Consider the following 18,882-nt stretch of genomic DNA (forward strand, 5'->3'; position numbering starts at 1 on the left):
GGTACCGCCTCGCGGTGACATCGTTTTTATGTCAACCTTGGTCTAACAGAGCCTAACAAAAAGGCCCCCGCAAAGCGGAGGCCTTAGGCAAGGCTATGTCGAGATGCAGGATTCGCGCTACTCGCAGAGCGAAAGGGCGGCCTCGTCGGCAACGACAACGCAGTTGGTGTGCAGCTGCAGGATCGAAGCCGGGCACGCGGGCGTAACCGGACCATAGCACATGTCATGCACGGCCTGAGCCTTGGCCTCGCCGTTGGCGACGACTAGGATCATGCGGGCATACATGATGGTCTGGGTACCCATGGTGTAGGCCTGACGGGGAACATCGTCGATGCTGTCGAACAGGCGGCTGTTGGCCTGAATGGTGCTCTCGGTGAGGTCGACGCAGTGCGTGCCCTTGGAGAAGTGGTCATCGGGCTCGTTGAAACCAATGTGGCCGTTGTTGCCAATGCCGAGCAGCTGCAGATCCGGGTAACCGGCGGCGGCGACGATCTTGTCGTACTCAGAGCAGGCAGCGGCGGCGTCGGGGTTGGAACCGTCGGGCACATGCGTGTTGTTCAGGTCGATGTTGATGTGATCGAAGAAGTTCTCACGCATGAAGTAGTGATAGCTCTGGGGATCGTCGTGCGAAAGGCCGCGATACTCGTCCAGGTTGTAAGTGCTGACCTCGGCAAAGTCGACGTCGCCCTTCTCGTACCAAGCAGCGAGCTGCTTGTAGGCACCGATCGGGGTGGAGCCGGTGGCAAGACCCAGCACGCAATCGGGCTTGAGGATAACCTGCGCCGAGATGATATTGGCGGCCTTGCGGCTCATATCCTCGTAGTCTTTAGCTTTAATGATCTTCATTACGCGTCCTTTCTCGTACAAGAGAGGCAAGGCTCCCCTTACAAGCACTTGCCCGCGGCCCGCGTCGGCCGCAACCAACGTGTGCGGCCACCAGGGCGAGGTCGCGTAATGTATGTGTCTCGTGTCTAGCCGCGTCGAGGCCCCTGCCCGTCCACGGTGACCCAAAGCCGTTTAGCTTCGGACAAATCCCATCTTGCCACGGAGGGCGCCCTCTTTCAAGGGCGCCCTCCATAAACGTGTTTGAATTGTAGGCTAATGGCCACGTGCACTTACTAGCGCTCGCGAGCAACGATGAGCTGGTCCATCTCTTCGACATGCGCACCAACGGAGCCCTTGATACTCGAGAACTCAACGGAGTTGCACACCAAGATGGGAACCGTCACATCGTAGCCCTCGGCAGCAATTGCCTCGCGATCGAACTCGATGAGCACGTCACCCTTATGGACGATGTCGCCCACCTGTGCATGCACGCTAAAATGCTTGCCCTCAAGCTGAACAGTGTCCAAGCCAACGTGGATGAGCACGTCTAGGCCATCGACCGTGTTGAGCGCAACGGCGTGACCCGTGGGAAAAATGGCCTCGACCTTGGCGTCTGCCGGCGCAATCACACGCGTGCCGGTAGGCTGAATCGCCACGCCCTGGCCCAAAAGGCCGGTGGCAAATGTCTGGTCATTGACCTCGGACAACGGAATGACGTCGCCCGAGATGGGAGCATCCAGCGTAAGAACTCGTCCACGCATACCAAAAGACCTTAGGACTTTAGTGAACATGCTCCCCCTCGGACATACCAATCAATCAAAATAGCTTTAACAGTTTACCACTTGGCACCCGTTTTTGACCATTAGGGAAGTTCGCGCTTGACAACCTCGACGATGTCGTCGACAACACGCTGAGTGAGCTCGTGCGTCTCCGCCTCGGCCATAACACGGACCAGCGGCTCGGTACCGCTCGGGCGCACCAGAATGCGGCCGCGGCCGTCAAGCTCCTTCTCGGCGGCAGCGACGGCGTCCCAAATGGGCTGGCAATCGTCCAGGCCGGCCTTGTTGTCGGAATGCACGTTGACGAGTACCTGCGGGTACTTCTTCATGATGCCGGCAAGATCGGTGAGGGTACGACCGGTGCGCTTGAGCACGGCCAGCAGCTGCAGAGCCGTCACCAGGCCGTCACCGGTGGTGTTGTGCTCCAGGAAGATGATGTGGCCGGACTGTTCGCCGCCGATGACGGCGCCATCCGCGAGCATGCGCTCCAAAACGTAGCGGTCACCCACGGCGGTCTGAACCATCTCGAAGCCCTGCTCCTTCATAGCGATGGAGAAGCCAAGGTTGCACATGACGGTCGAGACGATCTCGGAGTTGGCGAGCTTGCCGCGGGCGGCGAGGTCAGAACCGCAGATAGCCAGGATGTAGTCACCGTCGATCTCATTGCCCTCGCCGTCGACGAACAGCACGCGGTCGGCGTCGCCGTCGTGGGCCAGGCCGATATCGGCGTGGGTGCGCAGCACGAGCTCGCGCAGGGGCTCAAGGTGAGTGGAGCCGCACTCAACGTTAATGTCGGTGCCGCAGTAATCGGTGTTGATGGCATGGACCGTGGCGCCCAGGCGCTGCAGCGCAGCGGGCGTGGTCTGGCAGGAAGCACCGTGACCGCAGTCGACGGCAACAACCAGGCCATCGAGCTTAAGGCCGTCGAGCGTGCTGATGGCATGATCGACATAGGCCTTGCGGGCGTCTTTCATCTTGATGATGTGACCCACACAGGCGCCGGTCGGCAGCGTGTCGGCAGCCATGGCCTCCTCGGACATGACCCAGGCGCTGATCTCTTCCTCGACAGCATCGGGGAGCTTCATGCCCTTGCGGCTAAAGAACTTGATGCCGTTGAACTCCGGCGGATTATGCGAAGCGGAGATGACGATGCCGCCGTCGAGCTCGTTTTGGACGGTGAGCAGCGCCACGGCCGGCGTAGGGATAACGCCGCAGCAATGCGGACGGCCGCCCTCTGCCATAATGCCAGCGGTCAGAGCACTCTCGAGCATGGTACCCGAAAGGCGCGTGTCGCGGCCGATGCAGATGTCCGGGCCAAGGAACTTGGTCGCCGCGCGGCCCAGGCGAAACGCGAGGTCGCACGAGAGGTCGGCATTGGCGACGCCACGGACGCCGTCGGTACCGAAGATGTTCTGGGGCATAGGATCGCTCCTTCCCTAGCAGGCGATATACAACCGCCCGCCCTAGTCGAAAAAGAAAAGCGGGACCCGCCGAGGAATCGGCAGGCCCCGCTTGTACATTGTATCTCGAAAGGAGATAAAACCTTAGCGCTTGGAGAACTGGGGAGCGCGGCGGGCCTTCTTGAGGCCGTACTTCTTGCGCTCGACCACGCGAGCATCGCGCGTAAGGAAACCGGCCTTCTTGAGGTCAGCACGGTAGTCGCCAGCGTTCAGAAGAGCGCGAGCGATGCCCAGACGCAGAGCGCCGGACTGACCGGAGATGCCGCCGCCATCGCACAGAGCGATAACGTCGAACTGACCGGCGGTGTCGGTCACCTTGAAGGGAGCAAGGGCGTTCTCAACGAGCTGATGACGGCCGAAATACTGCTCGGCGTCACGCTTGTTGATGGTCACCTTGCCGGTGCCGGGGACGAGACGGACGCGGGCGACGGCGTTCTTACGACGGCCGGTACCCTGGTAGACAACGGTGTTCTCAGCCATCTTTAAGCCTCCAGCTCAATCTTCGTGGGGTTCTGGGCAGCATGCGGATGCTCGGCACCAGCGTAGACCTTAAGCTTGGTCATCTGGGCACGGCCGAGGGTGGTCTTGGGCAGCATACCGCGAACGGCGCGCTCGATGACCTTCTCCGGGTGCTTCTCCATAGCCTGGCGGAAGCTCTCAGCCTTGAGGCCGCCGTTGTAGCCGCTGTGGCGATAATAGGTCTTCGTGTCGGCCTTGTTACCGGTAAGCTGGACCTTATCGGCGTTGATGACGACAACGAAGTCGCCGCAGTCGCTGTTGGGCGTGAACTGGGGCTTGTTCTTACCGCGCAGGATCATTGCGATCTGGGTGGCAAGACGGCCCAGGACAGCACCATCGGCGTCGACGAGAACCCAGTTGCGCTGGACCTCGCCCTGCTTGGCGTAGTGAGTCGATTTCGAAATCACTTAGACTCCTCCATGTACAGTACGTGTTGTTACAGAGATTCACGGGGCTCTGCAAGTAACCCGTCCATATTACCCCGCTCGCCGTACGAGTCAACAGGTATTTTGGCTCCGACCAGAGTTTCTGCACATGTCATCCACGAGCCGTGATTTTTCCAACTCTTTAGCTGTTGTCATTTTTTGAGGGTTCGCCGTCGCTAGCGCTCAACGAACTCTTGGATTTCCGCGAGCAGGCGCTTTGCCTCCTGACGGCCCTGGATATACAGGTCCAAAAGCTTTGCCGGATCGTGCTCGACATGGCCGACCTCGACCGGCTTTTGCGGAGCGATGACCAGCGCGCGGCCCTCGCGCTCATACTTCCACAGGTGCATGCGCTGGAGGTTATAGCGGTCGTGGCGCGTCTCGATAGCCTCGAGCAGGTAGGGGTAGTCGGCATAGCGGGCGCGCGCGGCAGGCATAAACTCGTAGGGCTTTTTCTCGTACGAGCGGTCCTGGGTGACGATGACGACCGCACGGTCGAAGCCCGCCTCCTCGAGCACATGCTCGATAGGAACCGAATCGGCCACGCCGCCGTCGACGTATTTGTGCCCGTCGATCTCGACCGGCGGCGTCACCAGCGGCAGCGAGGTGGAGGCGCGCACAGCATCGAGGTCGAGCACGGCGCTTTTGACCGGCAGGTAGGCAGCGGTTCCAAACAGCATGTCCGTCGCGACGGCGTACATCTCGATGGGGCTCGCGTCGAACGCCTCGTTGTCAAAGGGATCCAGGCGGTCCTGGATATCGTTGAAGATAAAGTCGTAACCCACGATGGAGCCCGTGGATGCGAAGGATGCGGCACCCATGTAGCGGTTGTCATTGCAGAAGGTCAGGTTGATGCGATTGACGCGACCGATCTGGTGTGACTTGTAGTTGACGCCGTTGAGCGCACCGGCCGATACGCCATATACCGCCGGAATTTCGACACCGGCCTCCATGAGAACGTCGAGCACGCCGGCGGTAAACTGCCCACGAAAACTGCCACCCTCCAAGACGAGCGCGACCTTGCCGGCGTTCTTTGCCTTATCTTCTGCAGTCATATTGACCTCCTGCGATTGCGTTTTGGCTTTCTTCTACCCAGTTTTGGAATGGAGGGCGCGCAGGTTTTTCGAGGCGGCAGGTGCAGCGGAAAGTGCGTCCCAGTTTGAGGCGGGATTACGGGATGCGCTTTCCGCTTGGACCGCCGTTGGGAAAGCGCGACCCGTTCTGAGCGCGGATTCCGGGATATACTTTCCGCTAGCCATTCATTTGGAAATTGCATCCCATTCCGAATGAAGATTCCGGGATGCAGTTTCCGCTTGAGGCGTCATCCGGAAACTGCACCCCAGTCTGAGCCGGAATTCCGGGATGGATTTTCCGCCTGGGCCGCCGTTAGGAAAGCGTGTCCCACCCTGCGTTGCCGTAGCGTTTGCTTAACGTCCGCGCCCTAAACAGAGTTCGATTCTCCGCGGATGAAGGGGATCTGTCGGCGCGGGGCACAGCCAGCAGAAATGCCGTCGGCAGCACATCTGTTTTGGCTGGGGCTTTGCGCGGAGAATCCGCGTATTTGCTTCGCAAATCCGCACCGGCTTCGGCCACCTGCCGGCGTCCTCGCCCGCGGGCTAAAAACGCTTACGCGTTTTCTTTACGCCCGCGCCCTGCACAGAGTTCGATTCTCCGCGGTGCGGACAAGAAATAAAAAGGCAGGTAGATATGAGTATCTACCTGCCTGTTACTTATGGTGGAGGCGCGGAGAATCGAACTCCGGTCCACGAAAGCCCCCTGATTGGCATCTCCAAGCTCAGTCGCTGGTTTAGTCTCGGACGCTTTGCGCGCAGCGACACGCTCGCGGTGTCCTAACCGGTTCGGTCTTAGCCTGCGCCATACCGATTACGTGCGCAGGAGCATTCCCCTAACATGACGTCGCGCCGGTGTCGGGGAAATCACCGGGTTGACGCGCCGCTATAAACTAAGCAGCGAGAGCCATAGGCTCAAAAGAAGAGTTGTTGTCAATTCAATTTGACGGTACCCCTGTTTAACGAGGCGAGGAGACCTCGGCTTGCTTCCTCTCTCAGAGCTATCGTGTCGAAACCAGTCGCCCCCGAATGTCGGGAAAGTCTGGATGGTATCGGGCCTGCAAACACCCGATAACCGTCGACTTTTCAAGGAACATGCGGGGCAAGCCCCGCTTGTGGAGTGTTATCTTACCACGTTCTGAAAGCGGACAGCTGTTCTATGCACGAGCTGTGAAGACCCCAATGTGCGCCACACTTCGCACTTTTGCTACCGATCGCGTCACGTATATTTTCGCCAAGCAAAATTGACCCGTCGAAAGGACCGTTATGGATACCAAGCAGCAACTCGTCAATGCCCTCGCAGGCCTAGGCGCAACCATTACCGAAGCTATGGATGTCATCGAGGGCTTTGTCCCCTGCGGACATCCCGCCCTCACGGTATCGAACGCACTCGTCGCGCTGGACGCTGACGATGATGCAGCTCTCACTCAGCAGCTTGAGACCGTCGAGGGCTTTATCGACCACGTGAGTGAGAACCGCGGCGTGGCTGCCTACCACGGTATCGAGGTCGAGCTCGCGGGCCCCAAGGCCGATCTGTTCGCAGCAATCCGCGAGGTAGGCGCCCTTATGCAGACCGCAGGCGTCAAGAACACCCAGGTCAACGAGTGGGTCTACCGAAGCCTGGCAGCACTCGATAGCTCCGACGAAAAGGCAGCCGAGCAGCTCGCAGAAAGTCCCGCCATTAAGGCCGAGCTTTTGTAAATAGCAGACGCGGGCCCCTTGGCGCATCGTCGTCCAAGAGGCCCGCAAACAGTTTGCGTCAACCGATAGCCGCGCGGCCGCGTTCGGCCAAAGCCAGAATCGGCATCATTTGGCGCGGGGTCTTTGCTGCAAGATCGGCATGTTCGAGCAGCTTGCGATCGTTGGTCACCAAGTAATCGACCTGCGCGCGCTTGCACGCGGCGAGCACCAAGTTGTCCTCGTAATCGCGATGGAGCGCTACGTATTTGTCGGCCAGCCAAAGGTCCGACGCATCTGCACCCACGGCCGTGGCGTTTTCGGTCATATTCCGAACAAACGCCAGCGCCGCATCGCCAATCGCGCGGGCAGAAGCCTCGTCGAGCGCTCCCCCGCTGGCAAGAACGCTACGCTTCAGTTCGTGCTGGACAACGTACAGCACGTCCTTGGCGATATGTACCGGAAAGAGCAACGTTGCGCCCGATTCCGTCGCCCGCCCAATAAACGCACGCGCGGCAAGCGACTCGGCATGGTCGACGCAAAACGAATCAACCCATACGTTGGCATCCACCATTATTTTGAGGGAAGCCCTGCTCACAGGATCATCCCCTTTTGGCGATAGCGCTCGTCCATGGCTTCGGAATAGATTGTGTCCCAATCGCGATCGTCGGATACGGGCGACGTAGCGATGCCCAGATCCGCGTAAAGCTGATCCGCCACCGCCCATGATGCGGCGAACGGTGCATCGGGCGCGACGGTCTGCTGCCGGTCGTCGACGGCCGCAAGCACTTCCTCGCACTGCCCGCCACCCTGCGCGACCTTGGCCACCACCTTTTTGATGAGCTCGGGCAGTGACCCGCCCGAAAGCCGCAGTACCTCCTCGGCACGATTCTTGACCTGGCGATCTACGCGAACATTCACCTGCGCCATGCCGCTAACAGCACCCACGGCGATCCCGCTCCCTTCAATTGCTAGCTCTGCTAGCCACACTATATAGAGAAGCTAGCACATGGTCAAACGCAAAAGGCCTGCGCCCGGACGACACCGATGCCGTCTGGGCGCAGGCCAGATAACGTGGGCGAACACGTCTGCTAACGCAGGTAAGCCTTCGCGTTGCTCAGGCTGTAGGCAATCGTTGAGCCGTTGTGCAGCAGTGACGACGTCTGCGGAGTGATCATGCCGGTAATGCCCAGCGCCAGGAGCGCCGAGTTGGTGAGCATCACCTTGGAATACGAACTCGTCAGACGATCGATAAGCCCCTGACTCATACGGCGCAGGCGCACGATCGCGGCAAGATCCGTATCGGTCAGGATGATGTCGGCAACCTCCTTGGCGATGTCGCTTCCGCCACCCATCGCCAAGCCCACGTCGGCCAAACCGAGCGCCGGCGAATCGTTGACACCGTCGCCCACCATGGCAACGTGGCGCCCCTCGCGCTTAATCCGCTCCACATAGGCGTACTTGTCCTCGGGCAGCAGTTCGGCCTTAAACTCGTCGACGCCCGCCTCGCGCGCGATGCGCTCGGCCGTGCGCTCGGAGTCGCCCGTAAGCATAACGACATGCTTGACGCCCAGCGCATGCAGGTCGGCGATGGCCTCACGGACCCCGGGCTTGAGCGGATCCTCGATACCGAGCACGCCGACGACCTTGCCATCGACCGCCAGATACAGCGGTGACAGGCCCTGCATCTGAGACTCAATGCGCTCCTTAATGTCGGAATCGAGCTGCGCGCTCTCGTCCTCAAACACAAAGTGTGCCGAGCCGATAATCGCGCGACGCCCTTCAATGGACGAAGCGATGCCGTGCGCCACGATGTACTCGACGGCAGCATGGCGCTCGCGGTGCTCGAGCCCGCGCTCGCGTGCCGCATTGACCACGGCACGCGCCACCGGATGCGGAAAATGCTCCTCCAAGCAAGCGGAAAGGCGCAGGACCTCGTCCTCGCTCCAGCCATCGGTGGTGAGCACGCAGGCAAGACGCGGCTGCGCCTCGGTAAGCGTGCCGGTCTTGTCAAACACAATGGTGTCGGCCTTGGCAAACGACTCAAAGTACTTCGCGCCCTTGACCATGACGCCCATCTTGGCAGCATCGCTCATAGCGGTCATGACGGCAACGGAACCCGTGAGCTTGAGTGCGCACGAGTAGTCGACCATCAGTGCCGCCGAGGTCTTGATGAGGCTGCGGGTAGTAAGCGCAACCAGGCCCGCGAGCAAGAAGTTCCACGGGACGATCTTGTTGGCAAGGTCCTCCATATGCGACTGGCCCTCGGACTTGAGCGAGTCGGCCGTCTGCACGAGCGAGACGATTGAGCGCAGTTTGGTTTGCGCCGTATTGGCGCGCACGCGCACCAAGATGCTGCCGTCTTCCACGACGGTGCCGGCGAACACGTCGTCGCCTGCGCTACGCTCGACGGCCAGCGGCTCGCCGGTCAGGGTCGCTTGGTTGACCATAGCGCTCCCCTGCTCGACAACACCGTCGATGCAAATGGACATGCCAGTGCGCACGGCTACCAAGTCGCCGGGCTCGAGCTCGGTGGCGGCAACGCTTACCTCGGTGTCACCGACCACTTTTTGTGCCTTATCGGGCACGTCGAGCAGCGAGTTGATGAGCTCGTTTTCGCTCATGGCGCGCGTGTAGTCCTCGAGCAATTCGCCCACGTTGAGCAGGAACATCGTCTGGCCGGCGGTATCGACGTCGCGTTTGACAAACGAGATACCAATGGCCGAAGCATCGAGCACGGGAACGGTCAGGCGCGGCTGCGCGAGCTCACGGAGGGCGGCGCGCAAAAATGCCATGTAACCGGCCACGACAAACACAGCACGCAGAGGCGTCGGCAAGAACCAGCGGCGCGCGTAGTGGGCGCCGATAAGTGTGGCAAGATCCATGACGAGCTTGTGCTTGCGTGGCTCAAGCTGCATCACGTAACCCGTCTTTGCGTCGGCGATGGCCTGAGCGTCGAGCGCACCGACGGCGGCCAGCACGGCATCGCGGCGCGACTCGTCGTATTCGAGTGCCATCTGGCCAATGCGGCCGTAGACGCGCACCTTGTGCACGCCGTCGATGTCGCCGCCAAGCTTAAGAAGTGCATCGAGATCGCTCTCTGGCACAGGACCCGCCAATTGAAGACGGGTCCTGCCGGGGATCTCGCTAATAATCGAGAATCTCATAGTTTGTGCCTGGGAGCGTTACTCGGCTGCCTCGTCAGCAGCGGCCTCGCTCTGGGTGATGTAAGCAGCCTCGGCAACCATGTCGTCGACATTAGCCTTGGCCTGCTCGACCATGTCCTGGTAGCCGTTCTTGATGCGCATGCCGCACGCGATACCCTGCACGCAGGCGTTCTTTACCGGAGCGCTGGTAAGCAGCTTGATGCCGGCCGTGCCAAGCAGAAAACCGCCACCGACAAGCAGGGTATTGAACGTCGACTTCTTCATGTTGCTTCTCCTTTTTGCCGCATTGGACGCGGCATGGTGCTTCAGCACCCGAGTAAACAAGTTTGCTCGAGCACGCTTTTGAAATATCTCAATTTTATCTAACTATCTAGGTCAGCCATGGCTAACCTTTTGAAAATTAACGATGCGGAGTAACCGATTGTCAATGTGAGAAAGGGACTGTCCCTTTGCCCCTTCTTACAACTGCCAGGTAGCTGCTTCCTTTTGCAGCGCCACCATGCGGGCGAATTCTCCACCTGCCGCCTTGAGCTGCGCCGGAGTGCCCTGCTCGGCAACCACACCATCCTTGAGTACAACGATCTTATCGGCATTTTCCACCGTGCGCATACGGTGGGCAATAACGATAACCGTCTTACCTGCAAGCAGACGGGAGAGCGCCTGCTGAACCACGGTCTCGTTCTCCACATCCAAGCTCGCCGTCGCCTCGTCCAACAGCACGATAGGCGCGTCTTTGAGCAGCGCACGGGCGATAGAGATGCGCTGGCGCTCACCGCCGGACAGCTTGGAGCCGTTCTCGCCGATCATGGTGTCATAGCCCTGCGGCATGCGGCTCACAAACTCGTCGCAGTTGGCGGCACGCGCGGCAGCAAGCACTTCCTCATCGGTGGCATCGCGACGACCAAGACGGATGTTTCCCATCACCGTGTCGTCAAAGAGCAGCACGTCTTGGAACACAATGGCGTAGTCGCGCAGCAGCGCCTCGGGATCCACGCTCGCAACATCCACGCCGCCCACGGTGACCGTGCCTTCGGTGGCGTCCCAAAAGCGCGCGGCCAGGCGGCTCACCGTGGACTTACCGGAGCCCGAAGGACCGACCAGTGCCGTGACCTCGCCTTCCTTGGCGGTAAAGCTCACATCGGTAAGAACTTTCTCGCCGGCGCGGCCGTCCTCGCCCGCACCATAGCCAAATGCCACGTGATCGAACACCACATCGTGGCCTACGGGCTCAAACTGCTCGCTGCCCCGCGCCACGGGCTCTTCCATGATGGAACGCATGCGCTTGGCCGACGACTCGGCGGCAAACAGCTCGGACATCAGCATCAGCGCCTGATCAAAGGGCGCATAGATGCGGCTCACCATAAGCAGGAAGGCAAACATCATCAAAAAGTCGACCTGGCCGGAGGCGACCATCGCAGCGCCCGTGACCAACGTGGTGGCAATCCCCAGGCGCAGGATGGCAAAGGCGGAGTTGACCAAAAGCCCATTGGCGAGCTCGCCCTTGGTGGTCTCGCGCTCCTCGGCATCGATCACGGCGTTGAGCCCCTCAAGATAATGAGTCTCCTGGTTAGTGGCGCGGATCTCGCGCACGCAGTCGAGCGTCTCCTGGATCGCCTCGGTAACCTTGACCTTCTCGGCACGCACATGGTCGAACACCGGGGTCATGGGGCCGCGTGTCAGATACAGCACGGCAAAGGCCACGGGCACGCTCCAAAACGCCGCGATCGCCAGCTGCCAGCAAAAGAACAGCGACGCCACGAACACAATAGCGCTTGCGATGATGGCACCCCAAAGCTCTCCCAGCACGTGGCTGTAGGCGTGCTCCATGGCCTGGACGTCGCCCATGATGGTCTCGGTTAAATCGGCCAGATCACGACGGCCAAAAAACGACAGCGGCAGCTTGCGCAAGCGCTCGGCAATCTCCATACGCTGCTTGCCGCACTCCTCGTAAAAGATGCAGTAGGTGTAGTAATACTGCTGCCAGTTAGAGGCAAAGAGCAACACGAAAAAGACCAGGAGGCCGCCCACAATCGGCAGGGCATCCGGCAGGTCGGCACCGGTGGCGAGATGTTCGACAAAACCAGCCATGACCAGGAACAAAAAGCCCATGCCGGCCATGGTCACAAGATTGGTGAGCGTGGTCCAGAAAATGCCGCGTTTTACGCCGGCGACACCTTTATCGGATAGGAAATACTTCTTTTGGAATGAGGCGAACATTTAGGCCTCGCCTCCCTTCGCGACGGCGACATCCGCGGTCGCTGCAGTGATTTTCCAGCTCGCGGCCTGTTCGTATTCGGCCCACATCTTGGCGTACAGGCCTTTTTGGGACAGCAGCTCGGCATGGGTGCCAGTCTCCTGCACGCTACCTTGGTTGAGCACCACGATCTTGTCGGCCCCCACCACGGTCGAAAGCCGGTGCGCGATCATAATGACTGTGCGACCCGCCGCCAGTTTGCTAAAGGCGCGCTGGATGAGCGCCTCGTTCTCGGGGTCGGCAAAGGCTGTGGCCTCGTCGAGCACCACGATGGGCGCGTCCTTAAGGATTGCGCGGGCGAGCGCCACGCGCTGGACCTCGCCGCCCGAAAGGTACGCCCCGCCGGCGCCGAGCATGGTGTCGATGCCCTGCGGGAGCTTGGCCACGATATCGTCGCACTGGGCCGCGGAGAGGGCCGCGCGCACTTCGTCGTCAGTGGCCGTAGGCTTGGAGGCGCGCACGTTATCGGCAAGTGTTTGGCGGAACAGCTGGTTGGTCTGAAACACAAAGGCGACCTGGTCCATGAGCTCGTGCGGATCCATGTCGCGAACGTCTACGCCGCCCACGAGCACACGACCCAAGGAAACATCCCAAAAACGCGGGATCAGGCTTGCGCAGGTCGACTTACCGCCGCCCGAGGGACCAACCAACGCAAGGGTGCTACCTGCGGGAACGCTAAAGCTCACATGATCGACGGCAGGCACCTCGGCGCCCTCGTAGGTAAAGCTCACGTCCTCAAAGCGTACATCGCTGCCAGCGGGGTGCTTGGGTTGAGCGGGCACGGAGAGCTGCTTGGAATCCATAACGCTTCGGATGCGAGCCAGCGAATCAGCACTCATCTGAGACGCCTCGCCCACAAACATAAGCTTGGTCATGGCCGTCGGCACCACGGCCGAAAAGATCGCGTAAAACGTAAAATTGACCATAAAGTGCGCGAAGTCCGTCTCGCCCGGCGCCAGCAGCAGCGCCACAGGCAAAAGAAATGCCACAAGGCCGTTGAGCGCAGTAAGGTTGAGCACCTGCGGACCCCGGCAAAACGTACCCGCATAGTTTTGCGCCATATCGGCGTATTCGGCGATCGCATCGTGGAACGCCTTAAAGGAGTAGACCGTCTGCTGGAATACCTTGACCACGGGGATGCCGCGTACGTATTCGGTGCCGGTCTTGTTCATCTTGACCAGCGCGCCCATGTAAGCCTTCATAAACTCGGCGCCCTTGCCGCTCATCATGGTGGCCATGGCGCAAAACGAAACGACGACCGAGATTAAGCATGCCGCGCCCAAACGCCAATCGAGGGCAAATAGCAGCACAAGCAGGCCCACGACCATGGCGGTGGCACCGGCGATATCGGGCAGCATGTGCGCGAGCAGCGTCTCGGTGGAGGCGGCACAGCCGTCTACGATACGGCGCAGCTCACCGGTGGCGTGCGTGTCAAAGTAGCCGAGCGGCAGCTTAAGCAGATGCTCGCTCGTAGCCTTGCGGATATTGGATGCGCAGCGAAACGCGGACAGGTGCGTGCACATGAGTCCCACGAAATAGACCACGATGCTTGCCAGGGCAAAACCAACAGCCCACCAACCATACATCGCGATGTCGGCGGCCTCGCTCCAGTTGGGCGCCACGGCAATCAGGTCTCGCGCAACAAGCCAGATGCACACGTACGGGCCAAAGCTCAACAGCTGCGAGAACGCCGAGAGGGCCATGCCCAAATACGTTAGGAATTTACGGTCACCGGCATATGCAAGTAGCTCGCCGATGCCGCCGCCTTCCTTTTTTGATCCCTTTGCCATGAGATTCCTTTCTAACGGCTTGAGAGTTAACCGTAAGAAACTTATCATGGGCGTGTTAGCCAAGACACACAATCGAGGCAGGCGTGGACGTTTCTGCAAAGGAAGGGGACGCTTTTGAAAATGCGGCGGGCAGCAACCGATATAACCGAGCTCTACGCACCGCAGTTTGAGCAGTTTGGTCTGCAGCTTTCCGGCAAGGGCGCCGTCTTTACCGGTGAGGTGACAAACGATCGGGCGCACGGACGCGCATGGATCATGCCCCTCTCCCCTGCCTGCATCGTCATGGAGCATTACATTACCCCGATGCACGATATGTACCTGGCCGAATACACACCCGAACCGTACGCGTGCGTGAGCGAGGTCAGCGCGCCCACGCTCATGTGCATGCCCGAAGCCGGCATAACGCCTGCGAACCTTAAACCCCTGCATGGACCGTGGCCAAACAATGCTGTGTGCAGCTTTATCCAAGATAACTGTGGCGAGGAGTTAAGCCCACTGTTTGCAGGGCGGCTCTATCACTCGCGCTCGGTGCTCTTTTTGCCTGGATATTTTGACGAACTGGAGTACCGCTATCCCACCGAGTTCGCAGGGGTCTTTGAGGCGTTTGCCGAGCCATGGCACGAGGAGGCGACGTCTGCCATCTGCCACACGTTGCGCAGGATTAACGAGGACCGCGCCCGCACCGTAGGCGGACACGTCTATATGCAAGGCATCGTGGAGACCATGGTCGCGGAGCTCGCCTGTTCGCGCGCGGCCCACAAGCAGGCGCGGCAGGCGGCAGACACACGCGTCAGCATAACCATTGCCGAAGAAGCAACGGCAATGATTGAGCGCGCGCTCGACAAGGGCAAACGTGTGGGTATCAACGAGGTGGCCGAGAGGCTCTACACAAGCCGCTCCAAGCTATGCGCCACCTTTAAGGCCCAAACTAGCGAGTCCCTGGGCGCCTACATTCGCAGACGCCGTATGGAGCGAGCACAGGACCTTTTGGCCGATAGCGCGCTCACGATAGCGCAGGTGGCAGAGCGTCTAGGCTACCCTCAGCAGGCTGCCTTCGCCCAAGCCTTCAAGCAACACACCGGCACCACCCCCACCGCTTGGCGCTCCCAACATATATAAAGAATGAAGGCGCCAACGGCGCCCTCATTCACCAAATTCAATCCAGCCCACCTGACCCGAACGGCCGAGTCGTCTGATCGTGGAAGCCCCGAGTCGCCGGGGTGTTTGCTCCAAATGAGTTCCGCATGCAAAGAAGGCCACTAAATGTGGCCTTCGTCTTGCATAGGACTGTTTGAAATTTGGAGGAAATACCCCGGCGACTCGGGGCTTCCCCGGCCTCGCAGCTACGAGAGCGACGTTCTCAGCAACTCGTTGAAGAGCTTCGGGTTGCCCTTGCCGCGGCTCGCCTTCATGCACTGGCCTACCAAAAAGCCGATGACCTTCTGGTTGCCGTCACGATACTGCTGCGCCTGATCGGCACAGTTTGCCAGCACCTCGTCCACGATCGGCTGCAGTGCGCCGGCATCGCTCACCTGACGCATGCCGCGCTCGTCGACGATCTTGTTGGGGTCGTCGCCGGTCTGGGCCATCGCCTCAAAGACCTCGTGCGCCTGGTTGGAGCTGATGGCATCGGTCGCCAGCAGCTTGGCGAGTGCCGCCACCTGAGCCGGCGCGATGCCGGACTCGGCGAGCGACACGCCTGCGCCCTTAAGGTAGGCGATCATCTCGTTGACCAGCAGGTTTGCGACCGTCTGGGCCTCCTTGCCGGCCATACCGGCAGCGGCGGCCTCAAAGAAGTCGGCAAACTCAGGGTCGCCGGCGATCTGCTCGGCGTCAGCCGTCTTAATGCCAAAGTCGGCCTCAAAACGGACGCGCTTGGCATCGGGCAGCTCGGGAATCTCGCCACGGCAGCGGTCGATGAACTCGTCGTCCAGATCGAACGGCGCCAGGTCGGGATCGGGGAACAGACGATAGTCGTCTGCCGTTTCCTTCACACGCATGACCACGGTGCGCTTGCGGCTGGGCTCCCAGTGGCGGGTCTCCTGATAGATGATGCCGCCCTCCTCGAGCACCTCGGCCTGGCGGCAAATCTCGTAGGCAAGGCCGTCGTGCAGACTCTTAAACGAGTTGAGGTTCTTGAGCTCGGTCTTGGTGCCCAACTTGGTCTCGCCACGGCGACGCAGCGACACGTTGCCGTCGCAGCGCATGGAGCCCTTCTCCATGGAGCAGTCCGAAATGCCCAGCGTCACAAAGATGCGACGGAGCTTCTCCATAAACAGGCGAGCCTCCTCGGGCGTGCGCAGGTCGGGCTCGGTGACGAGCTCGATCAGCGGCGTGCCGCAGCGGTTGTAGTCGACGAGCGACTCGGCCGCGGCGGTAATGCGGCCCTCGGCGCCGCCCACGTGAACCATCTTGGCGGCGTCCTCCTCCATGTGGATGCGCAGGATGCGGATGGGCACCGTGTAGGAACCGTCCTCGCGACGCTCGGGCATCTGCAGGTTGGACGCATCGTAGCTGGCCAGATGACCGGCGCGCTGATTGCCCTCGCGCATGGTCGACGTCATGGACGTGGACAGACCCTCGGCGTTGGCCGAGGCGCTCGCCAGGCTCTGGGCCTCGGCCTCGCCAAATGCGCAGTCGGGGCGCTCGGCGGCACCGCGACCGGTCACGTCCAGGTCCAGGTGACCGTACATGGCAAAGGCGACCGGACCCTGCGTGGTCTGAAAGTTCTTGGCCATATCGGGATAGAAGTAGTGCTTGCGGTAGAACATCGAGTGGCGCTGGATCTCGCAGTTGGTGGCGAGACCGGCCTTGACGATACTCTCGATGGCGCGCTTGTTGGGCACCGGCAGGGCGCCGGGCAGGCCCAGGCACACCGGGCACACGTTGGCGTTGGGCTCGTCATCGTGGCTGAGCTTGCAGTTGCAGAACATCTTGGTATCGAGTGCGGTGAGCTCGGTATGGATCTCCAGGCCGATCACGGCCTCCCAATCCTGCAGGACCTCGGAAAGCTCCTTCATTACAGCTCGCCTCCCTTCCCGGCAAAATCGGGCGCGACGGAAAGCGCGGGCGCACCCGTGGCGGCATCGGCAAAGCCGCGCTCCAGGGCGCGGGCAAACGTGAGCAGCTGACGGTCCTTAAAGGCCGGACCAACCAGTTGGGCAGAAACAGGCAGCTTGCTGTCCTCGCCCAGGCCCAGCGGCACCGAGATACCGCCGTTGCCGCAAATGTTGAGCGAGATGGTGTACAGATCGGAGAGGTACATCTGCGTGGGGTCGCTGATCTCGCCAAACTTAAAGGCCGTGCGCGGCGAGGCGGGCATGAGGATGGTGTCCACCTTGGCATACGCGGCGTCGTAGTCCCGCGTGATGAGCGTACGGGCCTTTTGCGCGGCGTAGTAGTACTTGTCGTACACGCCCGAGCTCAGCAGGTAGGCGCCGAGCATCTGACGGCGCTTGGCCTCGGCGCCAAAGCCGTGGGCGCGCGAAAGCGAGCTCTGGTCGGACAGGTTGGCGCAGCCCTCCTCCTGATAGCCGTAGCGAATGCCGTCAAAGCGAGCCAGGTTGGAGAACGCCTCGGCCGGACCGATGACGTAGTAGGCAGCGATGGCGGCATCCAGGTGAGGCAGGTCGACCTCGACCAGCTCGGCGCCCTGGTTCTGCAGCTCCTGGGCGGCGCGCTGAACAGCGGCCTTGACCTCGGGCGTCAGACCCTCGGCCTCCATAAACGCGGGGATGATGCCCACGCGCTTGCCCTCGATGTTGTCGTTGAGGTGCTCGGTAAAGTCGACGGCGCAATCCTGGTTGGTGCAGTCGTACGGATCGTGGCCCGCACCGGTAAGCGCGTTCATGGCCAGTGCGACATCCTCGACCGTGCGGCCAAAGGGGCCCACCTGGTCGAGCGACGAGCCAAAGGCGACCACGCCGTAACGGCTCACGGCGCCATACGTGGGCTTAAAGCCCACCACGCCGCACAGCGACGCCGGCTGGCGAATGGAGCCGCCGGTATCCGAGCCCAGCGAGAGCGCGACCTCGCCCGCGGCGACGGCAGCAGCAGAGCCGCCCGAAGAGCCGCCGGGCACGCGCTCGGTATCCCAGGGATTGTTGGTACGGTGGAACGCCGAGCTCTCGGTAGAGCTACCAAAGGCAAACTCATCCATGTTGGCCTTGCCCATGGGCAGGCAGCCGGCATCGAGCATGCGCTGGACGCAGGTGGCGGTGTAGACGCTCTGGTAGTCCCCGAGCATGCGGGAAGCGCAGGTGGTGCGCGTGCCCACGAGGTTCATGTTGTCCTTGATGGCCAGCGGCACGCCCGCGAGCGGGGGCAGCGGCTTGCCTGCGGCGCGGTCGGCATCCACGCGCGCGGCGGCCTCGAGCGCAAGCTCGGGCGCCACCTGCAGGAATGCCTGGACCCCGCCCTCGCGCGCCTCGATGGCCGCAAGGGAGGTCTGGGCCACCTCGGTAGCGGTAAAGTCGCCGGCGGCAACGCCCGCGGCAATCTGGGCGGCGGTAAGGGAATCGAAGCTTAGCGCCATTACTCGCTCTCCCCCTCTCCCAAAATGGACGGCACGCGGAAGTAGCGGTCGCGCGCGCTGCCGGCGTTTTCGAGCGCAACGTCGAGCGGCAGGTCGCGCTCGGGCTCGCGCAGGTCGTCGCCCATCACGTTGGACAGGCTTCCGATGGGATGGAACGTGGGCTCCACGTCGGGCAAGTCATATTGCAAGACGGGCTCGAGCATCTGGACGGCGTCGTTCATGTAGGACGTCATCTGGGTGAGCTCGTCATCGGTCAGTGCGATCTTTGCGTACTCGGCGATGCCGCGCACGTCTTTCTCGCTGAGTGCCATAGGCGCTCCCTTCCGCATAACAGATAAACCGCTCTAGTATACAAGGCAACGCCGCTTGGAGCAGATGCTTT

At 61.1% G+C, this 18,882-nt stretch carries 17 protein-coding genes and 1 other RNA gene; 2 read left to right on the forward strand and 16 right to left on the reverse strand.

Annotation, left to right across the window (positions count from 1 at the left end; genetic code table 11):
- Nucleotides 1–117 precede the first annotated feature (117 nt).
- The 7 genes from nagB to ssrA form a co-directional block, all read right to left on the reverse strand.
- Complete coding sequence (gene nagB / locus DXD77_RS08740) at nt 118–846, reverse strand: glucosamine-6-phosphate deaminase (protein ID WP_055251013.1); 729 nt, start codon at nt 844–846, stop codon at nt 118–120.
- Nucleotides 847–1,118: 272 nt separating this feature from the next.
- Nucleotides 1,119–1,586: a PTS glucose transporter subunit IIA gene (locus DXD77_RS08745; RefSeq protein WP_349105376.1), complete on the reverse strand. Its 468-nt coding sequence runs from the start codon at nt 1,584–1,586 to the stop codon at nt 1,119–1,121.
- 101 nt (nt 1,587–1,687) lie between these two features.
- Nucleotides 1,688–3,025: a phosphoglucosamine mutase gene (glmM, locus tag DXD77_RS08750; protein ID WP_117563621.1), complete on the reverse strand. Its 1,338-nt coding sequence runs from the start codon at nt 3,023–3,025 to the stop codon at nt 1,688–1,690.
- A 123-nt stretch (nt 3,026–3,148) separates the two neighbouring features.
- Nucleotides 3,149–3,544 carry a 30S ribosomal protein S9 gene (gene rpsI, locus DXD77_RS08755; RefSeq protein ID WP_022094634.1) on the reverse strand — a complete coding sequence of 132 codons (396 nt, stop codon included), beginning with the start codon at nt 3,542–3,544 and terminating at the stop codon, nt 3,149–3,151.
- Between the two features lie 2 nt (nt 3,545–3,546).
- Complete coding sequence (rplM, locus tag DXD77_RS08760) at nt 3,547–3,990, reverse strand: 50S ribosomal protein L13 (protein ID WP_022094635.1); 444 nt, start codon at nt 3,988–3,990, stop codon at nt 3,547–3,549.
- A 194-nt stretch (nt 3,991–4,184) separates the two neighbouring features.
- Nucleotides 4,185–5,063 (reverse strand): patatin family protein, encoded by an 879-nt coding sequence (locus DXD77_RS08765; RefSeq protein ID WP_055251009.1) that lies wholly within the window; start codon nt 5,061–5,063, stop codon nt 4,185–4,187.
- A gap of 678 nt (nt 5,064–5,741) precedes the next feature.
- Nucleotides 5,742–6,105, reverse strand: a transfer-messenger RNA (tmRNA) gene (ssrA, locus tag DXD77_RS08770).
- A gap of 239 nt (nt 6,106–6,344) precedes the next feature.
- Here ssrA and DXD77_RS08775 point away from each other — a divergent pair.
- Complete coding sequence (locus DXD77_RS08775) at nt 6,345–6,779, forward strand: hypothetical protein (protein ID WP_117563622.1); 435 nt, start codon at nt 6,345–6,347, stop codon at nt 6,777–6,779.
- A gap of 58 nt (nt 6,780–6,837) precedes the next feature.
- On the opposite strand, the gene DXD77_RS08780 is transcribed toward DXD77_RS08775, so the two are convergent.
- From DXD77_RS08780 to DXD77_RS08800, 6 genes are all read right to left on the reverse strand, one after another.
- On the reverse strand, nt 6,838–7,353 hold the full coding sequence (locus DXD77_RS08780) for a PIN domain-containing protein (protein WP_158548894.1): 516 nt from the start codon (nt 7,351–7,353) through the stop codon (nt 6,838–6,840).
- On the reverse strand, nt 7,350–7,703 hold the full coding sequence (locus DXD77_RS10425; protein WP_055251003.1) for a hypothetical protein: 354 nt from the start codon (nt 7,701–7,703) through the stop codon (nt 7,350–7,352). The genes DXD77_RS08780 and DXD77_RS10425 overlap by 4 nt, the downstream gene beginning before the upstream one ends.
- 143 nt (nt 7,704–7,846) lie before the next feature.
- Complete coding sequence (locus tag DXD77_RS08785) at nt 7,847–9,862, reverse strand: heavy metal translocating P-type ATPase (protein WP_233506784.1); 2,016 nt, start codon at nt 9,860–9,862, stop codon at nt 7,847–7,849.
- 78 nt (nt 9,863–9,940) lie between these two features.
- The gene (locus DXD77_RS08790) at nt 9,941–10,186 is read right to left on the reverse strand and encodes a DUF6110 family protein (protein ID WP_055250999.1); all 246 of its coding nucleotides are present in this window, start codon (nt 10,184–10,186) and stop codon (nt 9,941–9,943) included.
- 195 nt (nt 10,187–10,381) lie between these two features.
- A complete protein-coding gene (locus tag DXD77_RS08795; protein ID WP_117648457.1) occupies nt 10,382–12,139 on the reverse strand; it encodes an ABC transporter ATP-binding protein in 1,758 nt (585 codons plus the stop codon).
- Entirely contained in the window at nt 12,140–13,966 is a 1,827-nt protein-coding gene (locus DXD77_RS08800) for an ABC transporter ATP-binding protein (protein WP_199409028.1), read from the reverse strand. It lies immediately after the preceding gene.
- A 120-nt stretch (nt 13,967–14,086) separates the two neighbouring features.
- Here DXD77_RS08800 and DXD77_RS08805 point away from each other — a divergent pair, with 120 nt between their 5' ends.
- Nucleotides 14,087–15,085: an AraC family transcriptional regulator gene (locus tag DXD77_RS08805; RefSeq protein ID WP_117648458.1), complete on the forward strand. Its 999-nt coding sequence runs from the start codon at nt 14,087–14,089 to the stop codon at nt 15,083–15,085.
- 224 nt (nt 15,086–15,309) lie between these two features.
- Here the strand turns inward: DXD77_RS08805 and gatB are convergent, their stop codons facing one another.
- The 3 genes from gatB to gatC are packed head-to-tail and all read right to left on the reverse strand — an operon-like array spanning nt 15,310 to nt 18,811.
- A complete protein-coding gene (gene gatB, locus DXD77_RS08810; RefSeq protein WP_117648459.1) occupies nt 15,310–16,986 on the reverse strand; it encodes an Asp-tRNA(Asn)/Glu-tRNA(Gln) amidotransferase subunit GatB in 1,677 nt (558 codons plus the stop codon).
- Complete coding sequence (gene gatA, locus DXD77_RS08815; protein ID WP_117648460.1) at nt 16,986–18,500, reverse strand: Asp-tRNA(Asn)/Glu-tRNA(Gln) amidotransferase subunit GatA; 1,515 nt, start codon at nt 18,498–18,500, stop codon at nt 16,986–16,988. Before gatA ends, gatB begins: the two co-directional genes overlap by 1 nt.
- A complete protein-coding gene (gene gatC, locus DXD77_RS08820; RefSeq protein ID WP_055250987.1) occupies nt 18,500–18,811 on the reverse strand; it encodes an Asp-tRNA(Asn)/Glu-tRNA(Gln) amidotransferase subunit GatC in 312 nt (103 codons plus the stop codon). Before gatC ends, gatA begins: the two co-directional genes overlap by 1 nt.
- Nucleotides 18,812–18,882 lie beyond the last annotated feature (71 nt).

The organism is Collinsella sp. TM09-10AT (assembly GCF_003436275.1).
In the GTDB taxonomy this organism is placed as follows: Bacteria; Actinomycetota; Coriobacteriia; order Coriobacteriales; family Coriobacteriaceae; genus Collinsella.

Excerpts from the sequence above, each read along its gene's own strand:
- DXD77_RS08800 (WP_199409028.1), bottom strand. The coding sequence starts at position 13,966 with ATGGCAAAGGGATCAAAAAAGGAAGGCGGCGGCATCGGCGAGCTACTT.
- glmM (WP_117563621.1), bottom strand. The coding sequence starts at position 3,025 with ATGCCCCAGAACATCTTCGGTACCGACGGCGTCCGTGGCGTCGCCAAT.
- gatC (WP_055250987.1), bottom strand. The coding sequence starts at position 18,811 with ATGGCACTCAGCGAGAAAGACGTGCGCGGCATCGCCGAGTACGCAAAG.
- DXD77_RS08805 (WP_117648458.1), top strand. The coding sequence starts at position 14,087 with ATGCGGCGGGCAGCAACCGATATAACCGAGCTCTACGCACCGCAGTTT.
- DXD77_RS08775 (WP_117563622.1), top strand. The coding sequence starts at position 6,345 with ATGGATACCAAGCAGCAACTCGTCAATGCCCTCGCAGGCCTAGGCGCA.
- gatA (WP_117648460.1), bottom strand. The coding sequence starts at position 18,500 with ATGGCGCTAAGCTTCGATTCCCTTACCGCCGCCCAGATTGCCGCGGGC.
- gatB (WP_117648459.1), bottom strand. The coding sequence starts at position 16,986 with ATGAAGGAGCTTTCCGAGGTCCTGCAGGATTGGGAGGCCGTGATCGGC.
- DXD77_RS08745 (WP_349105376.1), bottom strand. The coding sequence starts at position 1,586 with ATGCGTGGACGAGTTCTTACGCTGGATGCTCCCATCTCGGGCGACGTC.
- DXD77_RS08765 (WP_055251009.1), bottom strand. The coding sequence starts at position 5,063 with ATGACTGCAGAAGATAAGGCAAAGAACGCCGGCAAGGTCGCGCTCGTC.
- nagB (WP_055251013.1), bottom strand. The coding sequence starts at position 846 with ATGAAGATCATTAAAGCTAAAGACTACGAGGATATGAGCCGCAAGGCC.
- rpsI (WP_022094634.1), bottom strand. The coding sequence starts at position 3,544 with ATGGCTGAGAACACCGTTGTCTACCAGGGTACCGGCCGTCGTAAGAAC.
- DXD77_RS08790 (WP_055250999.1), bottom strand. The coding sequence starts at position 10,186 with ATGAAGAAGTCGACGTTCAATACCCTGCTTGTCGGTGGCGGTTTTCTG.
- DXD77_RS08795 (WP_117648457.1), bottom strand. The coding sequence starts at position 12,139 with ATGTTCGCCTCATTCCAAAAGAAGTATTTCCTATCCGATAAAGGTGTC.